Annotated in this window: 22 protein-coding genes; 19 read left to right on the top strand and 3 right to left on the bottom strand. The window is 50.8% G+C overall.

Going from position 1 to position 24239, the window contains the following annotated elements:
- Positions 1 to 20 precede the first annotated feature (20 nt).
- The 10 genes from hisH to P8T57_RS05650 are packed head-to-tail and all read left to right on the top strand — an operon-like array spanning position 21 to position 10847.
- Positions 21 to 632 carry an imidazole glycerol phosphate synthase subunit HisH gene (hisH, locus tag P8T57_RS05605; protein ID WP_341364849.1) on the top strand — a complete coding sequence of 204 codons (612 nt, stop codon included), beginning with the start codon at positions 21 to 23 and terminating at the stop codon, positions 630 to 632.
- Positions 633 to 635: 3 nt separating this feature from the next.
- Positions 636 to 1391, top strand: coding sequence for an AglZ/HisF2 family acetamidino modification protein (locus P8T57_RS05610; protein WP_341364850.1), 756 nt, complete (start codon positions 636 to 638; stop codon positions 1389 to 1391).
- Positions 1392 to 1399: 8 nt separating this feature from the next.
- Complete coding sequence (locus P8T57_RS05615) at positions 1400 to 2563, top strand: N-acetyl sugar amidotransferase (protein WP_341364851.1); 1164 nt, start codon at positions 1400 to 1402, stop codon at positions 2561 to 2563.
- A gap of 26 nt (positions 2564 to 2589) precedes the next feature.
- A complete protein-coding gene (locus tag P8T57_RS05620) occupies positions 2590 to 4179 on the top strand; it encodes a hypothetical protein (RefSeq protein ID WP_341364852.1) in 1590 nt (529 codons plus the stop codon).
- Positions 4169 to 5302 (top strand): glycosyltransferase, encoded by a 1134-nt coding sequence (locus P8T57_RS05625; RefSeq protein WP_341364853.1) that lies wholly within the window; start codon positions 4169 to 4171, stop codon positions 5300 to 5302. The genes P8T57_RS05620 and P8T57_RS05625 overlap by 11 nt, the downstream gene beginning before the upstream one ends.
- 24 nt (positions 5303 to 5326) lie before the next feature.
- Positions 5327 to 7138 (top strand): hypothetical protein, encoded by a 1812-nt coding sequence (locus tag P8T57_RS05630; RefSeq protein ID WP_341364854.1) that lies wholly within the window; start codon positions 5327 to 5329, stop codon positions 7136 to 7138.
- A gap of 7 nt (positions 7139 to 7145) precedes the next feature.
- Positions 7146 to 8375, top strand: coding sequence for a glycosyltransferase family 4 protein (locus P8T57_RS05635; RefSeq protein ID WP_341364855.1), 1230 nt, complete (start codon positions 7146 to 7148; stop codon positions 8373 to 8375).
- A 10-nt stretch (positions 8376 to 8385) separates the two neighbouring features.
- Positions 8386 to 8994 (top strand): sugar transferase, encoded by a 609-nt coding sequence (locus P8T57_RS05640; RefSeq protein ID WP_341364856.1) that lies wholly within the window; start codon positions 8386 to 8388, stop codon positions 8992 to 8994.
- Positions 8982 to 9608 (top strand): acetyltransferase, encoded by a 627-nt coding sequence (locus P8T57_RS05645; RefSeq protein ID WP_341364857.1) that lies wholly within the window; start codon positions 8982 to 8984, stop codon positions 9606 to 9608. Before P8T57_RS05640 ends, P8T57_RS05645 begins: the two co-directional genes overlap by 13 nt.
- Positions 9609 to 9614: 6 nt before the next feature.
- On the top strand, positions 9615 to 10847 hold the full coding sequence (locus P8T57_RS05650; protein WP_341364858.1) for a DegT/DnrJ/EryC1/StrS aminotransferase family protein: 1233 nt from the start codon (positions 9615 to 9617) through the stop codon (positions 10845 to 10847).
- 18 nt (positions 10848 to 10865) lie between these two features.
- Here P8T57_RS05650 and mntR read toward each other — a convergent pair whose 3' ends face one another.
- Positions 10866 to 11294, bottom strand: a complete 429-nt coding sequence (gene mntR, locus P8T57_RS05655) for a manganese-binding transcriptional regulator MntR (protein ID WP_341364859.1) — start codon at positions 11292 to 11294, stop codon at positions 10866 to 10868.
- 143 nt (positions 11295 to 11437) lie between these two features.
- Here mntR and P8T57_RS05660 point away from each other — a divergent pair, with 143 nt between their 5' ends.
- The 5 genes from P8T57_RS05660 (at position 11438) to P8T57_RS05680 (ending at position 16537) form a co-directional block, all read left to right on the top strand.
- Complete coding sequence (locus P8T57_RS05660) at positions 11438 to 12412, top strand: zinc ABC transporter substrate-binding protein (RefSeq protein ID WP_341364860.1); 975 nt, start codon at positions 11438 to 11440, stop codon at positions 12410 to 12412.
- Between the two features lie 23 nt (positions 12413 to 12435).
- On the top strand, positions 12436 to 13236 hold the full coding sequence (locus P8T57_RS05665; protein WP_341364861.1) for a metal ABC transporter ATP-binding protein: 801 nt from the start codon (positions 12436 to 12438) through the stop codon (positions 13234 to 13236).
- A 39-nt stretch (positions 13237 to 13275) separates the two neighbouring features.
- Positions 13276 to 14496, top strand: coding sequence for a metal ABC transporter permease (locus tag P8T57_RS05670; RefSeq protein ID WP_341364862.1), 1221 nt, complete (start codon positions 13276 to 13278; stop codon positions 14494 to 14496).
- A complete protein-coding gene (locus P8T57_RS05675; protein WP_063093206.1) occupies positions 14493 to 15443 on the top strand; it encodes a metal ABC transporter permease in 951 nt (316 codons plus the stop codon). The genes P8T57_RS05670 and P8T57_RS05675 overlap by 4 nt, the downstream gene beginning before the upstream one ends.
- Before the next feature lie 173 nt (positions 15444 to 15616).
- Positions 15617 to 16537 carry a hypothetical protein gene (locus P8T57_RS05680; protein ID WP_341364863.1) on the top strand — a complete coding sequence of 307 codons (921 nt, stop codon included), beginning with the start codon at positions 15617 to 15619 and terminating at the stop codon, positions 16535 to 16537.
- Between the two features lie 14 nt (positions 16538 to 16551).
- On the opposite strand, the gene P8T57_RS05685 is transcribed toward P8T57_RS05680, so the two are convergent.
- A complete protein-coding gene (locus P8T57_RS05685; RefSeq protein ID WP_341364864.1) occupies positions 16552 to 17625 on the bottom strand; it encodes a siderophore-interacting protein in 1074 nt (357 codons plus the stop codon).
- A 198-nt stretch (positions 17626 to 17823) separates the two neighbouring features.
- Between P8T57_RS05685 and P8T57_RS05690 the strand changes: the two genes are divergently transcribed.
- From P8T57_RS05690 to P8T57_RS05705, 4 genes are all read left to right on the top strand, one after another.
- Positions 17824 to 18675, top strand: a complete 852-nt coding sequence (locus P8T57_RS05690; RefSeq protein WP_007090150.1) for a GNAT family N-acetyltransferase — start codon at positions 17824 to 17826, stop codon at positions 18673 to 18675.
- Between the two features lie 365 nt (positions 18676 to 19040).
- Positions 19041 to 19814: a MotA/TolQ/ExbB proton channel family protein gene (locus tag P8T57_RS05695; RefSeq protein ID WP_007090151.1), complete on the top strand. Its 774-nt coding sequence runs from the start codon at positions 19041 to 19043 to the stop codon at positions 19812 to 19814.
- A 50-nt stretch (positions 19815 to 19864) separates the two neighbouring features.
- Entirely contained in the window at positions 19865 to 20761 is an 897-nt protein-coding gene (locus P8T57_RS05700; RefSeq protein ID WP_114093604.1) for an OmpA family protein, read from the top strand.
- Positions 20762 to 20778: 17 nt separating this feature from the next.
- The gene (locus P8T57_RS05705) at positions 20779 to 22233 is read left to right on the top strand and encodes a pentapeptide repeat-containing protein (protein ID WP_341364865.1); all 1455 of its coding nucleotides are present in this window, start codon (positions 20779 to 20781) and stop codon (positions 22231 to 22233) included.
- A 16-nt stretch (positions 22234 to 22249) separates the two neighbouring features.
- On the opposite strand, the gene mutL is transcribed toward P8T57_RS05705, so the two are convergent.
- Positions 22250 to 24193, bottom strand: a complete 1944-nt coding sequence (gene mutL / locus P8T57_RS05710; protein ID WP_341364866.1) for a DNA mismatch repair endonuclease MutL — start codon at positions 24191 to 24193, stop codon at positions 22250 to 22252.
- Between the last annotated feature and the right edge of the window lie 46 nt (positions 24194 to 24239).

The raw sequence follows: 24239 nt of genomic DNA on the forward strand, positions 1-24239 counted from the left end.
ACAGCGAGCAGGTTAATTTTGTGACTATTGGTATACTAGACGCAGGAATGGGTAATATCGGTTCGATCCAACGGATGATCTCAAAAGTTGGTGGTAAATCAACGTTTCTATCGTCAAAAAAAGAATTGTTCAGTGCTTCAAAAATCATTTTACCTGGCGTCGGACACTTCGACGAAGGGATACGCTCACTTGCCAGATGTGGACTAGTGGAACCTTTAATGAGCGCGGCACGATCAGGAACTCCTATCCTTGGCATCTGCTTGGGGATGCAGCTACTATGTAGAACAAGCGAAGAAGGAGACGAAAGAGGCCTCGGACTAGTAGACGGTAACGTTAAAAAATTTAATTTTCCCGACGAGACTCATCTGAAGATTCCTCATATGGGATGGAACAATGTAACTGTTGCACGCCCCAATTCGCTTATACTGGCGGAAGAACGTGACTTAAGATTCTATTTTGTTCATTCATATTATGTAGAGCTAGATGATCCGAGCTTGGTGATTGCCACAGCCTTTCACGGTCGCGAATTTTGCGCTGCATTTCAAAAAGACGCAATCTTTGGTGCCCAGTTTCACCCCGAAAAGAGCCACAAGTTTGGCATGGCACTCATGAAACGGTTTTGGGAAATTTAGACTATGTTGCGTAACAGAGTCATTCCAGCACTTCTGCTGCAGAATGAAGGACTAGTTAAAACAACTAAATTTAAGAACCCCAAGTATGTCGGCGACCCTATCAATGCTATTCGCATATTCAACGACAAGGAAGTCGATGAATTAATGGTGCTTGATATAGCGGCAAGCCAAACTGGGTCTGAACCGAACTATCAGCTAATTGAGGAACTGGCAGGCGAGTGCTTTATGCCACTGGCTTATGGAGGCGGAATCTCAACAGTTGAGCAAGCTGGTCGTATCCTTGCCTGCGGCGTTGAGAAAATTTGCCTACAAACAGCCGCTTTAAATAAGCCGCAATTAGTAAGTGATTTGGCCCAAAAGTTCGGGAGCCAGAGCATCGTAGTGTCGGCCGATGTAAAAAAGAATTGGTTTAACAAGCCAAAGCTTTTCAAAGCGGCTGAGCGGAAGATCGTTGACTCTGATTGGATAGAATATCTACAACAGCAAGTTCGAGCTGGTGCAGGAGAAATCTTACTTAACTCGGTTGACCAAGATGGAACTTTATCTGGGCCAGACTTGGACTTAATTCACACAGCAAGCGAGGCGATAGAAGTGCCACTAATTGCATTGGGAGGTATTTCAAGCTTGGCTGACATTAAAGCCGCTATAGAAGCAGGTGCAAGCGCGGTCGCAGCTGGATCTTTTTTCGTGTTTCACGGCCCTCATCGAGCAGTGTTGATCACGTATCCCAAATACAGTGATCTTGAACAACTATTTTGAAGTTTATTATGGATACCATACTGTTGGCGCAATCTCAAAATGACTACCAGCGATGCACTCGGTGCGTAATGGACACCAGCGACCCTGAAATATGGTTTAATGAACGCGGAGAGTGTAACCACTGCACTGAATTCTTTGAGACCACCAGCAAAAACTGGTTTCCGAATTCAGAAGGACGACAAAAGCTTACACAGCTGGTTCAAACAATCCGAGCCACCGGCAAAAACAACGAATACGATTGCATCCTTGGGCTCAGCGGGGGCGTAGACAGCTCATATCTTGCGTTAAAAGTGAAAGAAATGGGCTTAAGGCCCTTAGTAGTCCATATTGATGCTGGATGGAACAGTGAGTTAGCTGTCGCAAACATAGAAGCGATAGTAAAATACTGTAATTACGACCTTTACACGCATGTCGTAAATTGGGAAGAGATGAGAGACTTGCAGCTAGCATACTTCCGTTCAGGCGTTGCAAATCAAGATGTACCGCAAGATCATGTTTTCTTTGCTATGCTTTACCATCTCGCGAACACTCATGGGATACGCTATGTTTTATCCGGCGGAAACTTAGCAACTGAAAGTATATTTCCTGCTTCATGGCACGGAAGTGCTATGGACTCTATAAATCTTGTATCAATACATAAGACCTTTGGACAGAGACAACTCAAGGATTATCGAACCATTAGCTTCTTTGAATACTACTTTTGGTACCCATTCATAAAAAAGATGAGAACAATACGACCGCTTGATTACATGCCGTACGTCAAGGCTGATGCCTTGCGAGAGTTAGAGGCTAGGGTTGGCTATAAATCATACGCTGGTAAGCATGGCGAATCTCAGTTCACGAAATTTTTCCAAAATTACTATTTACCCACAAAGTTTGGGTACGACAAAAGGCTTCCGCACTTATCAAGTATGATCGTATCTAATCAGATCACTAGGGAGGACGCTCTAAAAACTTTAGAAACCCCTCTATACGACGAAGATACAATTGACCAAGATATCAGTTATTTTTGCAAAAAATTACGAATATCACGCGACGAGTTTAATGTATTAATGAACACTCCAAACAGGATTTATCTCGAATTTCCAAACTGGGATAAATATTACAGGCCAATGAAGTCAATTCAACGTTTTGCACAAAAAATATTACAACGACACATCCAAGTTCATTAATCTCAACATACCAAAGCAGACATACCATGACAGAGCTCGGAATATCTTCTTTGCCGATGCTATATCGGCTAGATCTTCTTCCCCCTGAGTTAAACTCCTTTTTCTTTATTCAGTCTTTATTTACATTAGCAAGCATATCATATCTATTTTTAATATTCATAAAAGAAAAATTTGTCTTGGGCAGGCTGTACTATGTATTATCTGCATTTATTTGTATATTTTATCAAATTCCGCTAACATTATTTTCACAGCAAGTCGAACACTCACTAAGTAACCCGTGGTATTTCGCTTTAACAATAAACGGGGCAATATTGATTTTAACTGCATGGGGTCGAATTACTAAGAACATAAGAACTCATCAAAGCATGTCAGAATTTCCAGCAAATATTGCTTCTATATATGTTACGACAGGCCTAATTGGCATTCTGTGCATAATATTTTATTTCTATAATATTCCTTGGAGTTGTACCGGACTTTATGCAATCTTGAATGACCCTTGGCTAACCTTATTAGCTAGGGAATTTAATGTTAAATTGGTTGGCTCATCTCTATCGACCTATGCCATTGGCGCAAACGCGAATGCGATTTCACCGATATTCATTCTTCTTTCTTTTTGGATAGTTATCACTTCTGCAAAGAGAAAAAATATAATTGGAATTATTATTGGTACCGTATGCGGATTTGCGGCAGTGATATCTGTGATAATCACTGGAACGAAAGGCCTTTTAATGCCATCTCTTTTGATGCTGGCGGCAGGATCATACTTTTGGACCAGAACATGGATAAACCGTATACTAGCGATTTCCGCTTCTGTAATGTTTGTTGTTGTGGCAATATTTACATTTGAGATGTTTAAAGACAGGGGGGCGAGCACTAGTGGATCTTATGATTTTGCTTCATGTTCAGCCAAAGCAGGCACATGCGAGCAAAGCCAAGCACTCTTGAAGTCACTACATCATGTTGATTACGCTCTTGGCGTTCCACCTTACATGCTAAAACAAATGGAAAAAAGGCTTAGCTGCCTATGCAGTGGTAAAGAGAACCTGAGCTGCCCAGACGCGGCTCTCACCTCTGGGAACATCCACAATTTGAACGCAGGAATTTCCGTTCCACAGCGGACAGTGATGAACTATGCCACTTCCATTCTTTATCGCGTGTTTGTTACGCCGCTGCAAGTTGCAGTATGGCATTTTATGTATGCAGAAACAGAGAATGTAGATGGCTTTAAAACGCTGCCATTGTCCAATAAAATTTACGGCGAATCCCTAAACATGCCAGAGCTTGTTTATCAAAAATATGCTTCTGTTTTCTTTGAGGGAGATAGAACAGCAACCTCCACCTCGCCCACAAGTTTCTTGCTGACATATTCATCTTATTTAGGGGTGACCGGATTTCTATTATCTATGATACTTGTAATTGGGACTGACCTATTTTTATTAATCATCTCTATGATGTTAGAGAGATCTCTCTTCCCTGTACTGGTAGGGTTAATTGCTATTCTATCAATGAATTTTATTGTATCAGACTTCTTAACAGTGCTGATCTCGCACGGCGGCGCTGCCGGCATTTGTATGATTATATTTTACACGATTCTGAAGAAACAACGTGGCACATAAAACCTTACATATTACACACACCGATATACGTACAGACTCTCGCATCTTAAAGGAAATGGGAGCTCTTGCTGCACATGGCTATGAAGTGAACGGCATCGGTGTTGTTCATGAGGAAGGCGCTAAAGAGTCTGAGATTAACTTCGCAACCACGATAAAATCCGTTAAGTTATTCACCCGACATCTTACTTTAATCCCACGCACCCTAAGACATGCACTGTCCATATGTGAGCTGACTGTCAAGACCCTTCCTGAGGTACTCCGCCAGAAACCCGATGTTGTCCATTGCCACGATACCTTAGCGCTGCCGCTTGGGGTTATTGCAAAACTATTCCACAAGACAAAAGTGATTTATGACGCCCATGAATTAGAATCAAACCGAAACGGAATCACAAAGTTTCAGGGGCTACTTACATCCTGTGCAGAAAAACTCTTGTGGAAGTATATTGATGCGTTAATTGTTGTAAGCCCTTCAATTGCGAATTGGTACAATACCAACATCGGCTTCAAAAAAACTGAAATTATACTTAATTCCCCGTTATTCGAGAAGAATGAAACGGGCAATTCTGATTACTTGAGAACCAATTTTAATATTCCATCGCAGCAAAAAGTTTTTATATACATTGGAATACTAGGGCACGGGCGGGGAATAGAACTTATTACTGAAGCTTTCACACAAACAGGCGTCACATCTCACGTTGTATTTTTAGGATACGGGGAATTAGCTGATAAACTTCATCAGGTATCAAAAGAATACAAAAACGTTCATATTCACTCAGCGGTACCACATTCTAAAGTAGTTGAGATAGCAAAATCTTCAGACTTTGGATTATGCCTTATCGAGAACGTATCTTTGAGCGATTATTATTGCCTGCCAAACAAACTGTTTGAATATTGCTTCTCTGACATACCAGTTTTAGCATCTAATTTTCCTGATATTAAAGAAGTGATCTCACGCTATAACATCGGCGAAACTTGCTCCTTGAATGTAAACTCAATCAAGGAGGCAATTATCCGCTTGGAGTCCTCAACTGGCTCACCTAAATTTAGCAATTTAGATGCTCTAAGTTGGCAGGCTCAGGAACAAAAGCTTATAAGTTTGTATCGAAACATCCTGGAAAAATAACCTCGATTTTTATTGGAATGCAGTATGTGTGGAATTTTTGGGCAAGTTAGCTCTGAAAATGTTAATTGGAAACACCTCGAAGCACTGGTTAATCATGCTCGTCAGCGAGGACGAGACTCCAGCGGACTAATTTATTTCAGTAATAAAGGTTACACTGTAAAACGTGCGGATTACGACATTAAACGCCTGCTCTCCAAACAGGGGCGCTTGAATACCAGCGTTGTGATGGGACATAGCCGCCTCATAACGAACGGACTGGGCGACAATCAGCCTGTGGTAAGAGACGGATTAGCACTGATCCACAACGGTATCATCGTAAATGAGGAAGAAGTTTGGTCCTCCATTTCTCTGAGCCGTCAATTGCAAATTGATTCCGAAGCAATCATTGCTGTTGCTATCGAAGCCCTATCGAGGGGCGACAGCGTGGAAGAGTTACCCAGGCAGATTCTAGATTTATGCAAAGGCACGATCTCTGCTGCGCTGAGCATACCCAAACTCGGAAAGGTCTGCTTGTTTTCAAACAACGGCAGCCTTTATGTCGGAAAGCAGAGTAATACGACTTATTTTTCATCCGAACGCTATCCGCTCGAAGTAATCGGCTGTTTCGATATTGAGCAGGTCTGGCATGATGGACTCGTCTTGGATATTCCAGCGACGGCAGAGATTTCCCTACATGATGATAACATACGCACCGAAAACCTGATCCCAGCATTCCAAACCGTTGCCACTGAAGAAGCAATGCTTGTGTATCCCGAACACGATCTGCGGCGTTGCACAAAGTGTGTGTTACCCGAAACAATGCCTTTCATTTCTTTTGATCACGAAGGCGTATGTAACTATTGCAACAACTATCAACCTCGCAATAATCCAAAGCCGAAGGAAGAGCTGCTTAAACTGGTGGAACCTTACCGGAGAAAGTCTGGGCCCGAATGTATTGTTCCCTTCTCAGGTGGTCGCGACAGCTGTTGGGGACTTCATCTGATTGTTAAAGATCTTGAGATGCGCCCGATCACATATACTTACGACTGGGGAATGGTTACGGACCTAGGCCGCCGAAATGTAAGCCGAATGTGTGCAGAGCTGGGTGTCGAGAACATTATCGTTGCAGATGATATTTCAAAAAAACGCCGCAATATCGCAATGAATCTTAAGGCTTGGTTGAAATCCCCACATCTGGGCATGATCAGCATTCTAACGGCTGGCGACAAGCATTTCTTCCGCCATGTTGAAACGGTTAAGAAGCAAACTGGAGTTCAACTAAACTTGTGGGGCGTAAATCCACTTGAAGTGACACACTTCAAAGCAGGCTTTCTTGGAGTTCCGCCCGATTTTGAAGAAAAGCGCGTCTACATGCATGGTATCTCAAAGCAGCTTAACTACCAGTGGTTACGTCTGAAGGCCATGATGCAAAGTCCTGGTTATTTTAACCGTTCTCTTTGGGATACAATATCAGGCGAGTATTATAGAAGCTTTACAGAGAAGAAGGATTATTTCCACATCTTTGATTATTGGAGATGGGATGAAGAAACCTGTAACGACACTTTAAAACAATATGATTGGGAACTCGCACCTGATACCAACACAACGTGGCGTATTGGGGACGGTACCGCAGCCTTCTACAATTACCTTTACTACACTGTTGCCGGGTTTACGGAACATGATACCTTCCGCAGTAATCAGATCAGAGAAGGACAAATCTCACGATCCGAAGCAATTGAGCTAGTGAATGATGAAAACCGCCCAAGATATCAAAACATTCGTTGGTATCTTGATTCGTTAGGCATGGATTTCCGCGAAGTCATACAGACTGTAAACAATATCCCAAGAATGTATTAAGCGTAGAATGGCAAAGACTATCTGGTACATCTCAAAGTATGTATCCCCTTCCCGCCCCGACAGCACAGGAGCGGGAGGGCGTGGTTATCTTTTGATGCGCGAATTCTCGGATGCAGGGTACGAATGTGTGATCATTACTTCCGACTCCAACCCGCTAGCAAATGTGCCTCACGCCAGCGAAAAATGCGAACAAGAGTTTATCGATGGTATCCAACTATATTGGGTTAAGACTCTTAAGTATGTTCGCGCGAAGTCATTACGCCGAATTCTAAGTTGGCTTGATTTCGAATGGCGATTGTGGCGCATGCCGAAACGTCGCTTACCAAAACCAGACGCCATTATTGTATCCAGCCTTTCTCTTCTGACTATCCTAAATGGCGTATTGCTCAGAAGGAGGTTCAATTGTCGGCTCGTATTTGAGGTAAGAGATATATGGCCGCTGACATTGACAGAAGAGGGAGGCTTTAGTCGCTGGAATCCCCTTGTTCTTGGCTTGTCATTGATAGAGAAGTTCGGATACTGCTATGCAGATGCGATTGTTGGAACAATGCCAAACCTTCGCGAGCATGTAGAAAATGTAACCTCCTGCAAAACACCGGTATTTTGTATCCCGATGGGTGTAAACACTGCAATTCAGGAGGAACAGAAATCCATACCTACTGAGTATCTGAATCAGTACATACCTAAAGGTAAATTTATTGTCGCTCATGCAGGGACAATAGGAGCGACCAATGCCTTGGATACTTTTTTTGAATGCGCCAGATTTTTCTCAGAAGATCCCGAAGTACACTTCCTAATCATCGGGGATGGTGACTTACGCAAAGCTTATCAGACTAAATATAGCTATTTGGACAATCTAACGTTTGCTCCGAAAGTTGAAAAATCGATGGTGCAATCCGTCTTGTCAAAATGTGATTTGTTATACTTCTCTGTCCACCTTTCAGCAGTTTGGAATTTTGGTCAATCCTTGAACAAGGTTATTGACTATATGCTTTCCGGAAAACCTGTAGTTGCTTCGTATAATGGTTTTCCTTCTATGATAAACGAAGCTGGCTCCGGCACTTTTGTTGAGGCAGGGGATATTGACGCATTAAAGAGTGAAATATTACGCATTAAAAATTTACCCTCCGCAGAGAGACAAAAAATGGGGGAGAATGGTCGCAGGTGGATTTTGGATAATCGAAATTATCAGATACTGGCCAAGCAATATTTGGATATATTATTCCCTGAACATTGAGGGTAATCAATTGATATTAAAACGCATTTTTGACGTTATCATATCGATCCTGGCTTTGCTTGTTTTGGCTCCAATTTTGGCTTTCATCTTTTTTCAAGTGCGACGCAAGATCGGGCATCCAGCTTTATTTCAACAAATCAGGCCTGGCCTCCACGGCAAACCTTTTAAAATGATAAAATTTCGGACAATGTCTGAAGAGCGCGATGCTAAAGGTCAGTTACTCCCTGACAGTGATCGCTTAACCGATTTCGGGAAAGCACTGCGAGCGACAAGTGTCGATGAATTGCCAGAGCTCTGGAATGTGCTGCGGGGAGATATGAGCCTTGTCGGTCCTCGTCCACTACTTATGGAGTATCTTCCGCTTTATAACGAAGCACAAAAAAGGCGACACGAGTTACGGCCTGGCCTTACTGGTTGGGCACAGGTCAATGGTCGGAATGCACTATCTTGGGGTGAGAAGTTTGCTCTGGATGTGTGGTACGTTGATAACCGCTCTTTTTGGCTTGATGTGAAGATTTTGCTTCTCACTGTAAAAAAGGTATTTACCCAGAGTGATATCAACGCAGAGGGAACAGTTAGCATGTCACGTTTTACGGGTAACGATCAATGCAGAGACTAGCAATCCTTGGTGCAAGTGGACACGGCAAGGTTGTAGCTGATACTGCGGTACAAGCAGGTTGGAAAATCATCTCATTTTTTGATGATTGTTGGCCGGCTCCGCATGATGGGCAACAAAACCGTATTGTTGGCAATACAAACCTCTTGATTGAGGAACGAGACAATTTCGATGGCATTATTGTAGCGATTGGCAATAACCAAATACGCCTTAGAAAGACCCAAGAATTGTCTCGAGCAGGACTGCCTGTAACCAGTTTAGCTCATCCCTTCTCATACATATCAAATGATGTGAAAATTGGGGAAGGTACGGTTATATTTGCGGGAGCAGTCGTACAGCCCGGTACAATTTTGGGCAATGCATCAATTGTTAATACAGGTGCAACAATAGATCACGATTGCAATATAGCAGCAGGATCACATATCTGCCCGGGTGCGCATCTGGCTGGCGGGGTCACAGTCGGAATGTGCACTTGGGTTGGCATTGGCTCAAGTATTAAGCAAAATATTTGTATTGGTTCAGATGTTACAATTGGGGCAGGGGCTGTCGTGATAAGAAATGTACCAAGCGACGTCACAATGGTTGGAGTTCCAGCACGCGCCGTCAAAAAGGATTGATCACCATTGTTAAATACCCCTTTCTCTCCATGGCCTAGTTTTTCTGAAGAAGAAGCAATCGCCGTCCACAACGTGATTAAATCCAATCGCGTCAATTATTGGACAGGAACTGAATGCCGTTCTTTCGAAGACGAATTCGCAAATTGGTCACAAACAAATCATGCAATTGCTCTCGCAAACGGAACAGTAGCGCTTGATCTTGCGCTAAAAGGAATCGGCCTACGCCCAGATGACGAAGTTATTGTAACGCCGAGAACTTTTATAGCATCCGTTTCCTGCGTTGCAAATCTGGGTGCTAAGCCAGTTTTTGCGGATGTTGACATCGACTCCGGAAATATCACAGCTAATACTATCGAAGCGGTACTTACGCCAAGCACTAAAGCCATCATATGTGTTCACCTAGCTGGATGGCCATGCGACATGGACCCGATAATGGAGTTGGCTCGAAAACGGGGTATCAAAGTCATTGAAGATTGCGCTCAGGCTCATGGTGCATCGTACAAAGGGCGAAGTGTCGGAAGTATTGGCGATATCGCTGCTTGGAGTTTTTGCCAAGATAAAATCATGTCTACCGGTGGAGAGGGAGGCATGGTTACGACAAATGATGAGGCTACATGGAGAACGATGTGGGCTTACAAAGATCACGGAAAGTCTTTTAAGGCTGTTTATGAAACACAGCATCCCCAAGGTTTTCGCTGGTTACATGAGAGCTTTGGTACAAATTGGCGAATGACTGAAATGCAGGCAGCTATCGGTCGAATTCAACTTCGGAAAATGAAAGAATGGTCAATCAAAAGGCAAGAAAATGCCAACATCCTACTCAAAGCTCTAGAACCATTTTCGCATGATTCAGGCCCGCTTCGCATTCCATATATAAAAAATGCTAAAAGGGGCTTGCCCCAACCATCTGCAACGACACATGCGAACTACAAATTTTACGCATATGTTCGTCCAGATAGCTTGAAGCCCGATTGGAACCGTGATCGAATTATTGCGGAGATCACAAGTCGCGGTGTTCCTTGCTATCAAGGAACGTGCTCGGAAGTTTATCTTGAGAAAGCGTTTGAAAACACAACCTTCAGGCCGCCCAGCCCTCTACCCCACGCACGTGAGCTGGGCGAAACATCTGTTATGCTTCTGATACACCCAACCTTAACCAGTTTGGAGATGGAAAAAACGGTCGAGGCAACAACAAAAGTTCTAAGGCTAGCCGCACAAAACCACGCGCCTATTGAGTGAACCCGTTACAGCCTTGATTCACAAATTGATAGCGTTCTTAAAAACCCTCAACGTCTCCTCACTGACATGATGCTCAATACCTTCGGCATCAAACTCAGCGACCTCGGGGGCGATCCCGATGGAAACGAGGAAGCTATAGACGATCTGGTGGCGTTCTCGGCATTTTTTGGCGAGCGCCTCGCCTTTTTCTGTCAAAAAGATTGACCGGTATGGGCGACTTGTGACGAAGCCGTCACGCTCCAGGCGTTTGATCGTGTTATTGACCGTCGCAGCCGTCACGCCAAATCGTTCGGCAAGGGCGACAGATCGCGCCTCGCCTTCTTCCTCGATCAGGTCGGCGATCATTTCGACGTAATCCTCGGTCACTTCGCGCGCATGGGCGTCACGCAATTGCGCAAAAACTTCGGCCTTGTTGTGTCGCGGATGACGCGCAGTCGGATCGCCCATTCACAGCTCCTTTGAAATCCCCAAGCTCTTCATATCAAGATAGTGCGCAAAAATCAATTTAGTCTTGACTAACTTTAAAAGTCCGCACATAAATAGGGGATATTGGCAGACTGATTTTAACTTGCATAACAGGACCATCTCACATGTCGCTTCGCCGCATCGCCCGGAATTTCGGTTTTGCCCTTGCTGCCGTCTGCGGCTTTGTTGCCGTTTCGGTGACAGCTGCCTCTGCCAAGCCGATTGATGTTGTCGCCACGACATCCATGATCGCCGACGCGGCGCGCCAGGTTGCAGGCGACCGCGCAAAGGTCACCGCCCTGATGGGCCCCGGGGTTGATCCGCATTCCTATCGCCAGACACGAAGCGACATTGCCGCCATGGCGCGCGCCGATCTGGTTTTGTGGCATGGCCTGTATCTTGAGGCACAGCTTGAGGAATTCTTCCTTGATCTGGAAAAGCGCCGCAATGTCATTGCCGTCGGCGAAGCAATCGAAACGTCAAAGCTTCTGAGCCATGCGCAATATAAAGGCCGCTATGACCCGCATGTCTGGATGGACCCACGATTGTGGGAAACCGTGGTGCTGGCGGTGCGTGACGCGCTGATCAAGACCGATCCCGAGGGCGAGGCCACCTATCGCGCCAATACCGACAAGCATATTGCCGATATCGAAAAGCTGATTACCTACATGCAATCGGTCATCAAAACCGTGCCGGAAAAAAGCCGAGTGCTATTGACCGCGCATGACGCGTTCAGCTATTTCGGGCGCGGCTATGATTTCGAGGTTCTGGGCATTCAGGGCATTTCAACAGAATCCGAAGCCGGCCTTCGTCGGGTCGAGGAACTGGTCGACACCATTGTTGATCGCAAGATCGCCGCGGTCTTTGTTGAAAGTTCCGTGCCGGAGCGTAATGTGCGCGCCCTGATCGAGGGGGCCGCCGCACGCGGCCAGAAAGTTGAAATCGGCGGCACGCTGTTTTCCGATGCCATGGGAGAGCCAGGAACCTATGAAGGCACCTATATCGGCATGATCGACCATAACGCGACCCTGATCACACGTGCGCTTGGCGGCGATGCCCCGGCCACCGGGATGCAGGGCAAACTGGCCGCCGGCTCCTGAGCCGCGCCACCGAAGGAACTGTCATGAGCAACGCAGAACTGATTGCAGAAGCCGGAAAGATCGTTGATGTCGCGGGCAAGGATGCGCCGCTGACGGTGCGTGGCCTTACGGTATCCTATGGCAACAAACCGGCGGTCTTTTCCGTCGATGCCTCTATCCCGGCGGGCTCCATGACCGCAATCATCGGGCCGAACGGGGCGGGCAAATCGACCTTCCTGAAAGGGACACTTGGCGTGATCCCCCGGCTGTCTGGCGAAATACGCATTTTCGGCAAACCGTTTCACGAGGCACGCGACCGGGTGGCCTATGTGCCGCAACGCGCCAGTGTTGACTGGGATTTCCCCGCACGCGTTATCGATGTCGTCCTGATGGGGCTTTATGGCTCGGTCGGGCTGTTTCGTTTCTGGCGGGCGCGCCACCGCCAACAGGCCACGGAATGCCTTGAACGCGTTGGCATGAGCGACTTCGCCACCCGTCAGATCGGGCAGCTTTCCGGTGGTCAGCAGCAACGCGTATTCCTTGCACGCGCATTGGCGCAAAATGCCGAGTTTTACCTGCTGGACGAACCCTTTGCCGGGGTGGATGCCGCAACCGAGCGCGCCATTGTTGCCGTGCTGAAGGACCTTAAGTCCGAAGGCCGGACAGTTGTTTGCGTGCATCATGACCTATCCACGGTTGCCGAGTATTTTGACCGCGTGCTTCTGATCAATGTGCGCCGCATTGCCGAAGGCCCGGTCGATACCACCTTTACCGCCGCCAATTTGCAAGAAACCTATGGCGGGCGACTGGCGACCACGCATATCGATGAATTGCGTCTTGCCTGATCCCGTATCCGCCAATGCGAAATCATCGGAAAAATTCAGATGAGTTTTCTTGATTACTTCATAAGCGCCCTGTTCCTGCAGGCCGGATATAACAGCGCCCTTGTCGCGGTTGGGGCCGGGTTGCTGGGCCTTGCCGGGGGTGGTGCCGGTGCGTTTATTTTCCTGCGCAAACGCGCCCTTGTTTCCGATGCAATCAGTCACGCCACCCTGCCCGGTGTCGGTATTGCGTTCATGTTGATGGTGGCCCTTGGCGGGGATGGGCGCTGGTTGCCCGGCCTGATCATCGGATCGGCCATTTCATCGGGCATCGGGCTTTTGATGGTCGAATGGATTACCCGCCAGACCCGCCTGACCGAGGATGCGGCTATCGGGGCGGTTCTGTCGGTTTTCTTTGGGCTTGGCATCGTTTTGCTGACGATTATTCAAACCATGTCGTCGGGGCGTCAGGCCGGGCTTGAAAACTTCCTGCTGGGATCGACCGCTGGCATGCTGATCAGCGAGGCAACCACAATTGCCATTGCCGGGGCCCTTGCCACCGCCTTTGTCTTCATGTTGCGCCGTCCGATGACTCTGGTGGCATTTGATCCGGAATATGCCGCAACAACCGGCATCAATGTCCGCCATATTGATCTGGCAATGATGGGGCTGGCGCTGATTGTTACCGTGATCGGGCTTAAGATTGTTGGTCTGATCCTGATTGTCGCCCTTCTGATCATTCCGCCGGTTACCGCCCGGTTCTGGACCAATCAGGTCGGACCGATGATCGGTATTGCCGCCGCCATTGGCGGACTTGCCGGTTATATCGGGGCGGTGTTTTCGGCCGCTGCCGCGTCGCTCCCGACCGGGCCGATCATTGTTCTGGTGGCGTTCGGGTTCTTTGTTTTTTCCGCATTGTTTTCACCGCTTCGTGGCGGCCTGGCATCGGCGCTGCGTCATTGGCGGTTCCAGCGCCGCGTGCATCGCCGTCAGGGGCTTTTGGCACTGGCGCGACGCGAACCGATCTATGACGGATTTACCCTTCGCATCCTGCGTCAGTCCGGCATGATACGGCCTGACGGGGTGGCAACCCTGCGCGGTAAAACCGCATCGCAAAAGGCCGCCCGCGATGAAGCCCGCTGGGCGATGGCGCGGCGCATCCTGCCCGATGATTCAGCAATTGAACGCTATGACGGTCTAACCCCGATCGAGGATATGATGACACAGGATCAGATCGATGAAATCGACCGCGTGATTGCCGAACAAACCGGAGCCCCCGCATGATCGACAATCTGATCACCGCCCTGGGTGCTGAATTTGTGCAACTCAGCCTGACACCAATCGTGATCGGTATTCTGGGTGCGGTTGCCTGTGCCCTGCCCGGGAATTTCCTTTTGCTGCGTCGCCAGGCCCTGATTGGAGATGCGATCAGTCATGTCGTACTACCCGGTATTGTCGTGGCATTTCTGGTAACCGGCACCATCACGGCCGTACCGATGATGATCGGTGCGGGCTGTGCCGCCATTGTTGCCGTCATCGTGATCGAGCTTGTCAAACGGCTTGGCCGGGTTGAGCCGGGGGCCGCGATGGGGCTTGTTTTTACAACCCTTTTTGCCGCCGGTGTGCTACTGCTTGAAATCACAGACACCAGTTCGGTGCATATCGATGTGCAACATGCGTTGCTGGGCAATCTTGAAAGCCTGATCTGGTTTGATGCCGAAGGCTGGCAATCGTTGTTTGACCCGGCGGCTCTGGCAACCCTTCCGCCTCAGTTACCGCGACTGGCGGTCGTTCTTTTCGGGATCGTGCTGTTCATCACGCTATTCTGGAAAGAATTGAAAATATCGACCTTTGATGCCGCCTTTGCCGAGGCGATTGGCATTCGAACCCGTGTGCTTGGATTTGCGCTGGTTGTCGCCACCGCAATTGCCGCAGTTGCCGCCTTTGATGCGGTCGGATCGATCATTGTGATTGCGATGTTTGTCTGCCCGCCTGCCGCAGCCCGCCTGATGACCAACCAGCTTGGCCGGCAGATCGGATGGAGCGTTTCGTTTGCCGTAATTTCGGCAGTTCTGGGTTATGTCTTTGCCGGATACGGGCCTGGCTGGTTCGGGTCGCCCTATGCAGTCAGCGCGGCGGGCATGATTGCCACGATTTCGGGTATTATCCTGTTGCTGGCCTGTCTGTTCGGACCGCAACGCAAACGCACCGGCCAGCGCGCCGAAGCGTAAAGGAGGCTTGCATGACAATGACAAAACGGACCGGATCAACACTTGATCTCAAACGGGCATCGCGCCGATTGGCAAAAATCCGCCGCGCGATTGCCGCCGCCCGCAAACTGGGTGCCTGAAACCGGCATCAGTTTGATCTCGCCCTGAGCCTTCCAGAACGGCATACTGGGAGCATGGTGAAATCTGTATTCTATCGCTATCTGTCGGCTGCCTGTTTTAGCTGTATGCTGTCGGGCATGGCGGGTGGCATGGCATTACCTGCAAAAGCACAGGAATTCAGAACCCTTGCCGACATCGAACGTGACCTGAACCGTTATGAAAAGGTTGCCCTGCACAGTTTCGCCGACCGTGCTTCCTTTCTGTCGATCATTGATCGGACGCTTGGCCTTGAGAACATAAAAGGTGCAGATCTGCTGTTTGCCAAACTGCCGCAGTCACCCTTTACCGTATCGGGACGCCGCGGCAACAATCAGGCAGTACCTTGCCAGATTTTCATTCCGGCAAAAATCGCACCGGGTAGCGGGACTGAAATTTTTGCCGACCTGATGCGTGGCTGGTTTGGCAATCAGCTTCACTATGCCAGCAGTGCCGATCTGACCTATGGCTGGTTGATGCGCCACGAAGTGCGCCATTGCGATCCGTCACATTTTGGCGATGGCGGCAACAAGGAACGCGATAACGAAATCGAAGCCGATCTTTTCGCGCTAAACGTTATCACCGATCCGGTTGTTCGTAAAAAGCTGGCGCAGGATGCGCTGGCATTTCGCATGATCACCGCAACCCTGTTTGCCAGCAGCAGCCACATGACCGGCCTGTCTCTGAAACGTGCCTTGCATGACACACAATCAGGAAACGATCCGACGGCTGCCGACGAAATCGCGGCCTTTCTTGCGGCGCGACAACAAGTCTTCGATCACGCCAAAGCCATCGCGACAGGTGCCCGTCCGACCAATCACGATATCATTCGCGCCGTGATCGAACTGGCAGGCACGCAACAAGGCAATCCGCTGGTTGCGGAAATTCTGGTCGACCTTGATCAGGCCATCGCCCATTTCGCCCCCGAACTGCACGACCGGAGCAAATCAGTCCAATAGCACCTGAACAAAAATCAGGCCGTCTTGCGCCAGAAAGTCATCGCCAGACACTGATCACGGTCAAGGCCGACTTCCTTGCGCCATATCTGATGAATGGATTTATAGCTGGCCTGCTCGACGCCGGCCCAGCAATAGACACGCGCCCGATCCTTGGGCACTTCGATACGACTGACCGCCTCGCGGATCGGACTGGTATCGGTTGCGAGATGGGTATCACGGCACACCCATTCAATCGCGATCCGGCTTTTGGTGGCCAGGTCAATGATGTCAGCCGGGCTTTCCACCTCGATCAATGCATGGCCGCTGGCATGTTCAGGCAGTTCTTCAAGATAACGGCCAATCGCCGGAAGGGCCGTTTCGTCGCCTGCAAACAGGAACCAGTCGGCATCGGGCAGTTCCCCACCCAGCGGCCCGGTCATGCCGATCCGGTCCCCCGGTTGCGCATGAAGCGCAAAGGCAGACCCGGGGCCGTTATCGCCATGCATGACAAAGTCCACCTCGATCCAGCCTGCCTTGGCATCGATCCGGCGGATGGTGTAAACCCTTGGCGCAACCGCATTGTCACCTTCGGGCCAGACCACCATGCCATTGGGGGCCAATGTCGGCCATTGTGGCTCGACAACATCACGTGGCGGGATCAGAAGGCGCATGTGAATGCCATCGCCGTCGTAAAATTGCAGATCATCCCCCGCCAGCCGCAATCGGCGCATATGAGATGACAGGTCCGTCACACCAATTACACGAAGTTCCCGGAAGTTCGGCAGCTTGCCATTGCTTTCCCCTGCCCCCTTCCAGCGGCAGTCAAGATCGGCTTCGGGTACGATGCTTTGCAGGATGGCAATAAGTGCGGCCTTCATCTGTGCAACACCGGCCTCGCTTTTTGAGCCGACTTCGATATCAAGGTGCTTTTCACCGGGCTGCAAAGTCAGATGCCCGACCGAAAGTGAAATCTTCGCACCGTTGTCATCGTTCGTCACATCGCAATCATGTTCGGCATAATAAGCTGCAACCGCGTTTGCGACATCGGCACTTGCGCTCAGAACGATGCGGGTTTTGGCAATCAGCGGGCTGTCAGACTTTACAGGCATTAGATGACTTTCGGTGGCGGTTGGCGGCAAAGATTGACCGTGCATCATTGATAATAAAACTGATAGGCATTCTCAATAAAATTATTGTCATTGCAATCGCCGGGTCATGTTACATCATGGCCTGAACCGCACCGGCCCGATGCATGCCAGACACATGAGCGGCCGGAAGTCCATGATCCATAAAGACGAAACAATGCCATGACCGATAAAATCCGCCGCCTGAAGTCCTTTGAATTCGCCACTGCCGTTGATTGGGCCGCACAGGAAGGCTGGAATCCGGGTTTTTCGGACGCGGATGCGTTTTTCAATACCGACCCGCTGGGCTTCTGGGGGACGTTTGACAAACAGGGGCTGGCCGCCGTGATTTCAGCCGTGCATTACAATTCGGATTACGGATTTGTCGGCTTTTACATCTGCCGCCCTGATCGTCGCGGCGAAGGCCTTGGTTTGCGGCTTTGGGAAACCGTGCTGGGCGAGGCGGTTGCCAAAACAATCGGTCTTGATGGCGTTGTCGATCAGCAGGAAAACTATCGTAAATCCGGCTTTGAGTTGGCCCATCGCAACCTGCGCTTTGGCGGCGTGGTTACGGCACAAAACCCGCAAAACGACGACCTGTTCGAACTTCTGATCAATGATATCGCCATCATTGATGCCTTCGAACAGACCTGCAACCTGTTCCCCGAAAGCCGGATCGAGTTTCTGCGCGGCTGGATTTCTGCGGAAAAGCACATCGCACTGGCCCTTCGCGGCCCGATGGGATTGCGCGGCTATGGCGTGATCCGACCGTGTCGCACAGGGCATAAGGTCGGGCCGCTTTTTGCCGACAATATCGACGATGCCCGCAGCCTTTTCCATGCCCTGCTTGCCACCCGCAAGGAACAGGATCAGCCGGTCTATCTGGATATTCCCGATGGAAATGAGGCTGCACGTGTGCTCGTTGAAGAACACGGCATGCAGGCGGAATTTGAAACCGCGCGCATGTATCGCGGCAAAGCCCCAGAACTGAATCTTGAAATGACGTTTGGCATTACATCGTTTGAATTAGGCTGACTATCCTTACCGGTGGGTTGAGCCCCCGACAAAAGTCGACTAACAAACGTATAGTATGTCCTAGACATTCGCGATAAGCATATAAGCGGATCGGGAAGGCACAGACATGGATTGTTCGCGCCGAGCGAACGAATTATGCCGGATTTTATCCGCTTGCTATGGAAAATCCGTCTGCAACCTCCCAATTTGATGGATTGAAACGGAAAATATAACCGCCAACACCATGACACGTATCAGGGGTACCGCGTTTTGATGTTTGCCAGAACAGAATGGCTGCCTGACAGCCTGGAAGAAAGATTGCCTTTTTCGATCCCGAACCAGCTTTTGCCGCATGAATTCATAACGCCGGAAAACGTATAAGCATCATGGATATTGCAACACTTATCGGGATCGTCGCCGGTATGGGGGTTATCTTTGGCGCCATCCTTATGGGCGGCAGCCTGAATGCCTTTGTCGATCTGCCATCGATCATGGTTGTTTTTGGCGGCACGGCGGCGGCAACGCTGATTAAATTCCCGATGCGTGATGTGATCAAGTCGCTGAAGATCGGGATCAGGATCGCCTTCAAGAATCCAAAGGAAGATCCGCTGTCGATCTATGAAAAGGCCATCGAACTTTCAACACTGGTGCGCAAGAACGGCCTTCTGGGGCTTGAGAATGTCGAAATTGAAAACGACATCATGGCACGCGGCATTCGCATGTGTGTCGACGGCCACAGTGGCGAAGTCATTCGAAGCTCGATCTCGAGCGAGGTCGAAAAATCGATCCAGAATGACGAACTTGGCGAACTGATGTTCCGCGGGATTGGTGATACCGCCCCGGCCTTTGGCATGATCGGCACACTGGTCGGTCTGGTGCAGATGCTGGCCAACCTGTCGGACCCCGATGCCATCGGCCCGGCCATGGCGATTGCGATGCTGACCACCTTTTATGGTGCGGTTCTAGCCAACCTGATTGCGCTTCCGGTTGCCGACAAATTGGCCCTTAAGGTCGAGCAGCTTAAAAGCACCAAGCAGCTGATTATCGAATCAGTGGTCCAGATTCAATCAAGCCAAAGCCCATTGGTGATGAAGGAAATTCTTGGGCCCTATTTGCCGGGCGGTATTCCCAAAGATACCGACAGCGAAGGCGGCGAATAAGCCGCGCAACATTCATTTACGACAGATACATAAGGCAGCAGGCGTAGAAGATGGCAAAGAAACCGGCAGCAGGAGCTCCCGCATGGATGGCGACATTCGCCGATCTCATGTCATTGCTGCTCGTGCTGTTTGTGCTGTTGCTCACCTTTGCCGAAATGGATGTCATCAAATACAAACAGATTGCCGGATCGGTCAAAACCGCGTTTGGCTTTAGCAAGCAGGACGAACTGGCCGGTGTTGTCGAACTTGATGGTTCGATCCTTGGCAAAGCCCTGAAACAGCCGACCCCTGACACCCCCCGCATTGTTTCCAATATCCCGCCCGTCGAAACGCCCGAGGTCGAGATAAAGGAAGGCGACAGCAAATCTGAAAAGGCCGAGGCCCTCGAAGAAACACTGGAAACCGTGCTTCATAAAATGGGCATGACAAACCAGATCGGCGTTGATCGAAAAGACGGCGACGTGGTTGTCCGTTTTCCAAACGAGATTGCCTTTCCATCCGGCTCGTCGGGGATGACAGCGGAATTTGCAGCCATCCTGAACCGGCTTGTACCGGTCATCAACCAGACCGAAGGTCAGGTCGTGGTTTCCGGCCACACCGATAACATTCCGGTATCGTCAAATTCGCCCTATATCTCGAACTGGGATTTATCGGCGGCGCGGGCCACATCGGTCATCCATTACATGATTGATCAGAATGGCACCGACCCGGCCCGCATGGTTGTGCAGGGCCACGGTGACAGTCGCCCGATTGCCGACAACAGCACGCCCGAAGGCCGGGCACAGAACCGACGCGTCGAAATCATGATCGAAATGGTCGATGACGCCGGAAACAATAGCGGCGCGACGACATTCGGACCGACCGGTGGCACAAACACGGAAACAGGCAGTGGTGGCATTCCATCACCCGAACAACGTCGAAGCTTTTCAGTACCGGGCAACCAGTAATCATCGGATGCAACCGGGTGACAAAACCCGATAAAGCAGGCAAGCTTGGTGGAATGACAACGCGGTCGCCAAAAAAACTATCCGTCCTGTATGCCGATTACAGTGATCGGAACATCAAGGCAGTGCAGACAGCACTTGAACCGCTGCATCTGGCGGCCTTCCATGCGAGTGACGACCGCGACGCCATCATCGAACTGACCCGTACGCACCGCCCGGATCTGATCCTGATCGGTCTTTATCTGGACGGTATTCGCGGTATTTCGACCATTCGCGATCTGCGTCAAAGCGCATCGGATGCCGATCCATTCTGCAATCAGGTCCCGGTCTTGCTAGGCGCGCCAAAACTGGATCGTCGCGCCATGCGCGATGCGGTCGAAGCCGGGATTGAAGGCGTCTTTCGCCAGCCGGTCGACGCCGACCGTTTGCGCAAGATCGTTCAAACCGTGATTAAAAAGCCGCGCCGCTTCGTATTCGAAGACAATTATTTCGGCCCGGCACGCGAAGGCGACAATGTCGCCGAACCATCGCGCAAAATACGCCAGCCCCGCAATGCCAGCGCCCTGATCGACCGCGAGATTGAAAAACCGGCCCGACGTCATGACGACATCAAATCGCCTGAACCTGCCGAGGAACCGGCATCGGATCAGAATGGCGAAAAGCCCGCAGCCAAACCGCGACCGTCGCGGTCCGTCACCCTGAAACCTGCGATGCCCTCCAAAACATCATCACGCAACGCTGCCACGGTCACACAGACGTTGGACACCAAACGCCCCACCAGTGCCAAGATCGGCATTGAAACCTCTGATGCCAAACCGGGGAAAACGCAGCGCGACTATAACCTTGATGCGGCAGAATCCGTTCGCGCGGTGCTTTCCCCCGTACCGCAACCGATTGAAACCGCAAAACTGACCGATGACAGGGCAGAAGACGCAGACCCGGTCGACACCAGCATTGATGAAAAGCTGGTTGAAATCGATCTGACCGAAGCCCTTAAGGGGCATCGGCTTTGGGTTGATACCGGCGGCAAGGAGGGGGCGATGATGTCGATCCGGCACGCCGATCTGCGCGATGCCGATCTTGAAGGCATCGACCTGACCCGATGTGCCTTGCCGCATGTGTCATTTCGCAATGCCAATTGCCAAAAGGCGGTGCTGCGTCGTTGCGATATGACGGCGGGCGATTTCATCGGCTGCAATCTGGATCATGCCGTGCTTGCCGCCACCCGTCTTTCTGGTGCCAGCTTTACCGATGCCATCTTGCGCAACACGGTGTTTCTCGGCTCTGATCTGTCAGGTGCGACATTTCGCGCCATGACACTGCACAATTGCGATCTGAGCGGTGCCAATCTTGCCCAAACCGATTTCCGCGATGCCGATCTGTCCACGGCGAAGGGATTGTTCGCCGAACAGATCCAAGGCGCACGGATCAACGCCAATACCCGCCTGCCGCGTGACATGAAGCTCAAGGATTAAGGATCAGGCTTAAAGCCTAGCGCCGACCAAACATCTTTTCGATGTCGTGCAGTTTCAGTTCAACATAGGTCGGGCGGCCATGGTTGCACTGCCCTGAATGCGGGGTGGCTTCCATCTGGCGCAATAGTGCATTCATTTCATCAGCATTGAGCTTCCGCCCGGACCGCACCGACCCATGGCACGCCATGGTCGCGCAGACATACATCAGCCGGTCCTTAAGGGCCATGCCCTGCCCCAGTTCGACGATCTCGTCGGCCAGATCGCGCACCAGTCCCGCAACATCAACCTTGCCCAGCATTGCGGGCACTTCGCGCACCACCAGCGCACCGGGGCCAAACGGCTCGATCACCAACCCCAATTCGGCAAATTCTTCGGCACGCTCAGCCACCCGTTCGGCAGATGCCTCGTCCAGTTCGACGACTTCGGGCAACAGCAATCCCTGCCGTTTAACGCCATTTTCCGCCAGATCGGCCTTCATACGTTCATAGACAATGCGTTCGTGGGCGGCATGCTGATCAACAATCACCAAGCCATCGCGGGTCTGGGCGATGATATAGTTTGCATGCACCTGCCCGCGCGCAGCGCCCAGCGGATGATCCACAAATTTGGCCACGTCAGTGTCATCAATCCGTGCCGACGGGGCGGCACCGGCATACCCGCCACCATATCCCCCGGCCAGCGCACTGGCAGCAGCCGCGGCAAATCCGCCATTATCACCGCCGGTCTCTCCACCGGCAAAATCACGCCCGCGATCAAACAGGCCACCAAACGAGGTTGCCGGTGCCTGTGCCGCGTAATCGCGCTGTATGGCTGTCGAATCTGGATGGCTGGGTTGATAGGACCCGAAATTATACCCGCCCGAGGCGGGGCGCCCGCCGCCATAGGGCAAGGATGGTCCGTCACCTTCGCGCCGGGCTGCGCCCAGCGCCATATCGGCCACCGTGGTCGATGCCCGGTGCCCGGCCCCGGCCAAGGCGTGTTTGAGCGCGCCGACGATCAACCCACGAACCATGCCCGGATCACGGAACCGGACCTCGGTTTTGCCAGGATGGACGTTGACGTCAACATCACGGGGCGAAAGTTCAAAAAACAGCGCCAGCAACGGATGACGGTCGCGCGCCAGAAAATCCTGATAGGCCCCGCGCACCGCCCCCTGCAACAGCCGGTCCTTGACCGGGCGGCCATTGACAAACATGAACTGCATCTGCGCATTGCCGCGGTTCAATGTCGGCACCCCGGCATAACCGGTCAGGCGAATGCCTTCGCGTTCGGCCTCGATCTGAAGGGCGTTATCCTGAAATTCGCGGCCCATAACTGCCCCCAGCCGTTTCAGGCGGGCATCGAACAAATCACCTTCGCAGGCCGGGTAATTCAAAATCTGCTTGTTGCCGTCCCCCGACAGGGTAAAGCCGACATCGGGCCGCGCCATCGCCAGCCGATCCATGATTTCGCGCGCATACATCTGTTCGGTCCGCGCGGTTTTAAGAAACTTCAGCCGGGCGGGTGTCGCATAGAAAAGGTCGCGTACCTCAACTCGCGTGCCAAACGGGTGGGCCGCCGGTTCCGGTGCGCTTTTCGCCCCACCTTCAACCGTCAACGTCCAGGCATTTTCCGCCCCGCGCACCCGACTGGTCAGGCGCATCCGTGATACCGATCCGATGGATGGTAAGGCTTCGCCGCGAAACCCCATAAAACCGATATTGAACAGATCATCATCGGGCAGCTTGGACGTCGCGTGACGTTCGACCGCAAGGCCAAGTTCATCGGGCGTCATGCCCTTGCCATCGTCAGTCACCGACAACAGGGTCCGCCCACCATCGCGCAAGGTCACGTCTACCCGCGTTGCCCCGGCATCCAGCGCATTTTCCACCAGTTCCTTCAACGCCGCAGCCGGGCGTTCAACCACCTCACCGGCGGCAATCTGGTTGATCAGGTTCTGGGGCAGGACACGCAGGGTCATGAAGGGAAATGCTCGTTAAATCGGGGTGATATTATTGTGATTGAAA

The sequence above is a fragment of the Thalassospira sp. SN3W genome (assembly GCF_038070535.1).
Classification (GTDB): Bacteria; Pseudomonadota; Alphaproteobacteria; order Rhodospirillales; family Thalassospiraceae; genus Thalassospira; species Thalassospira xiamenensis.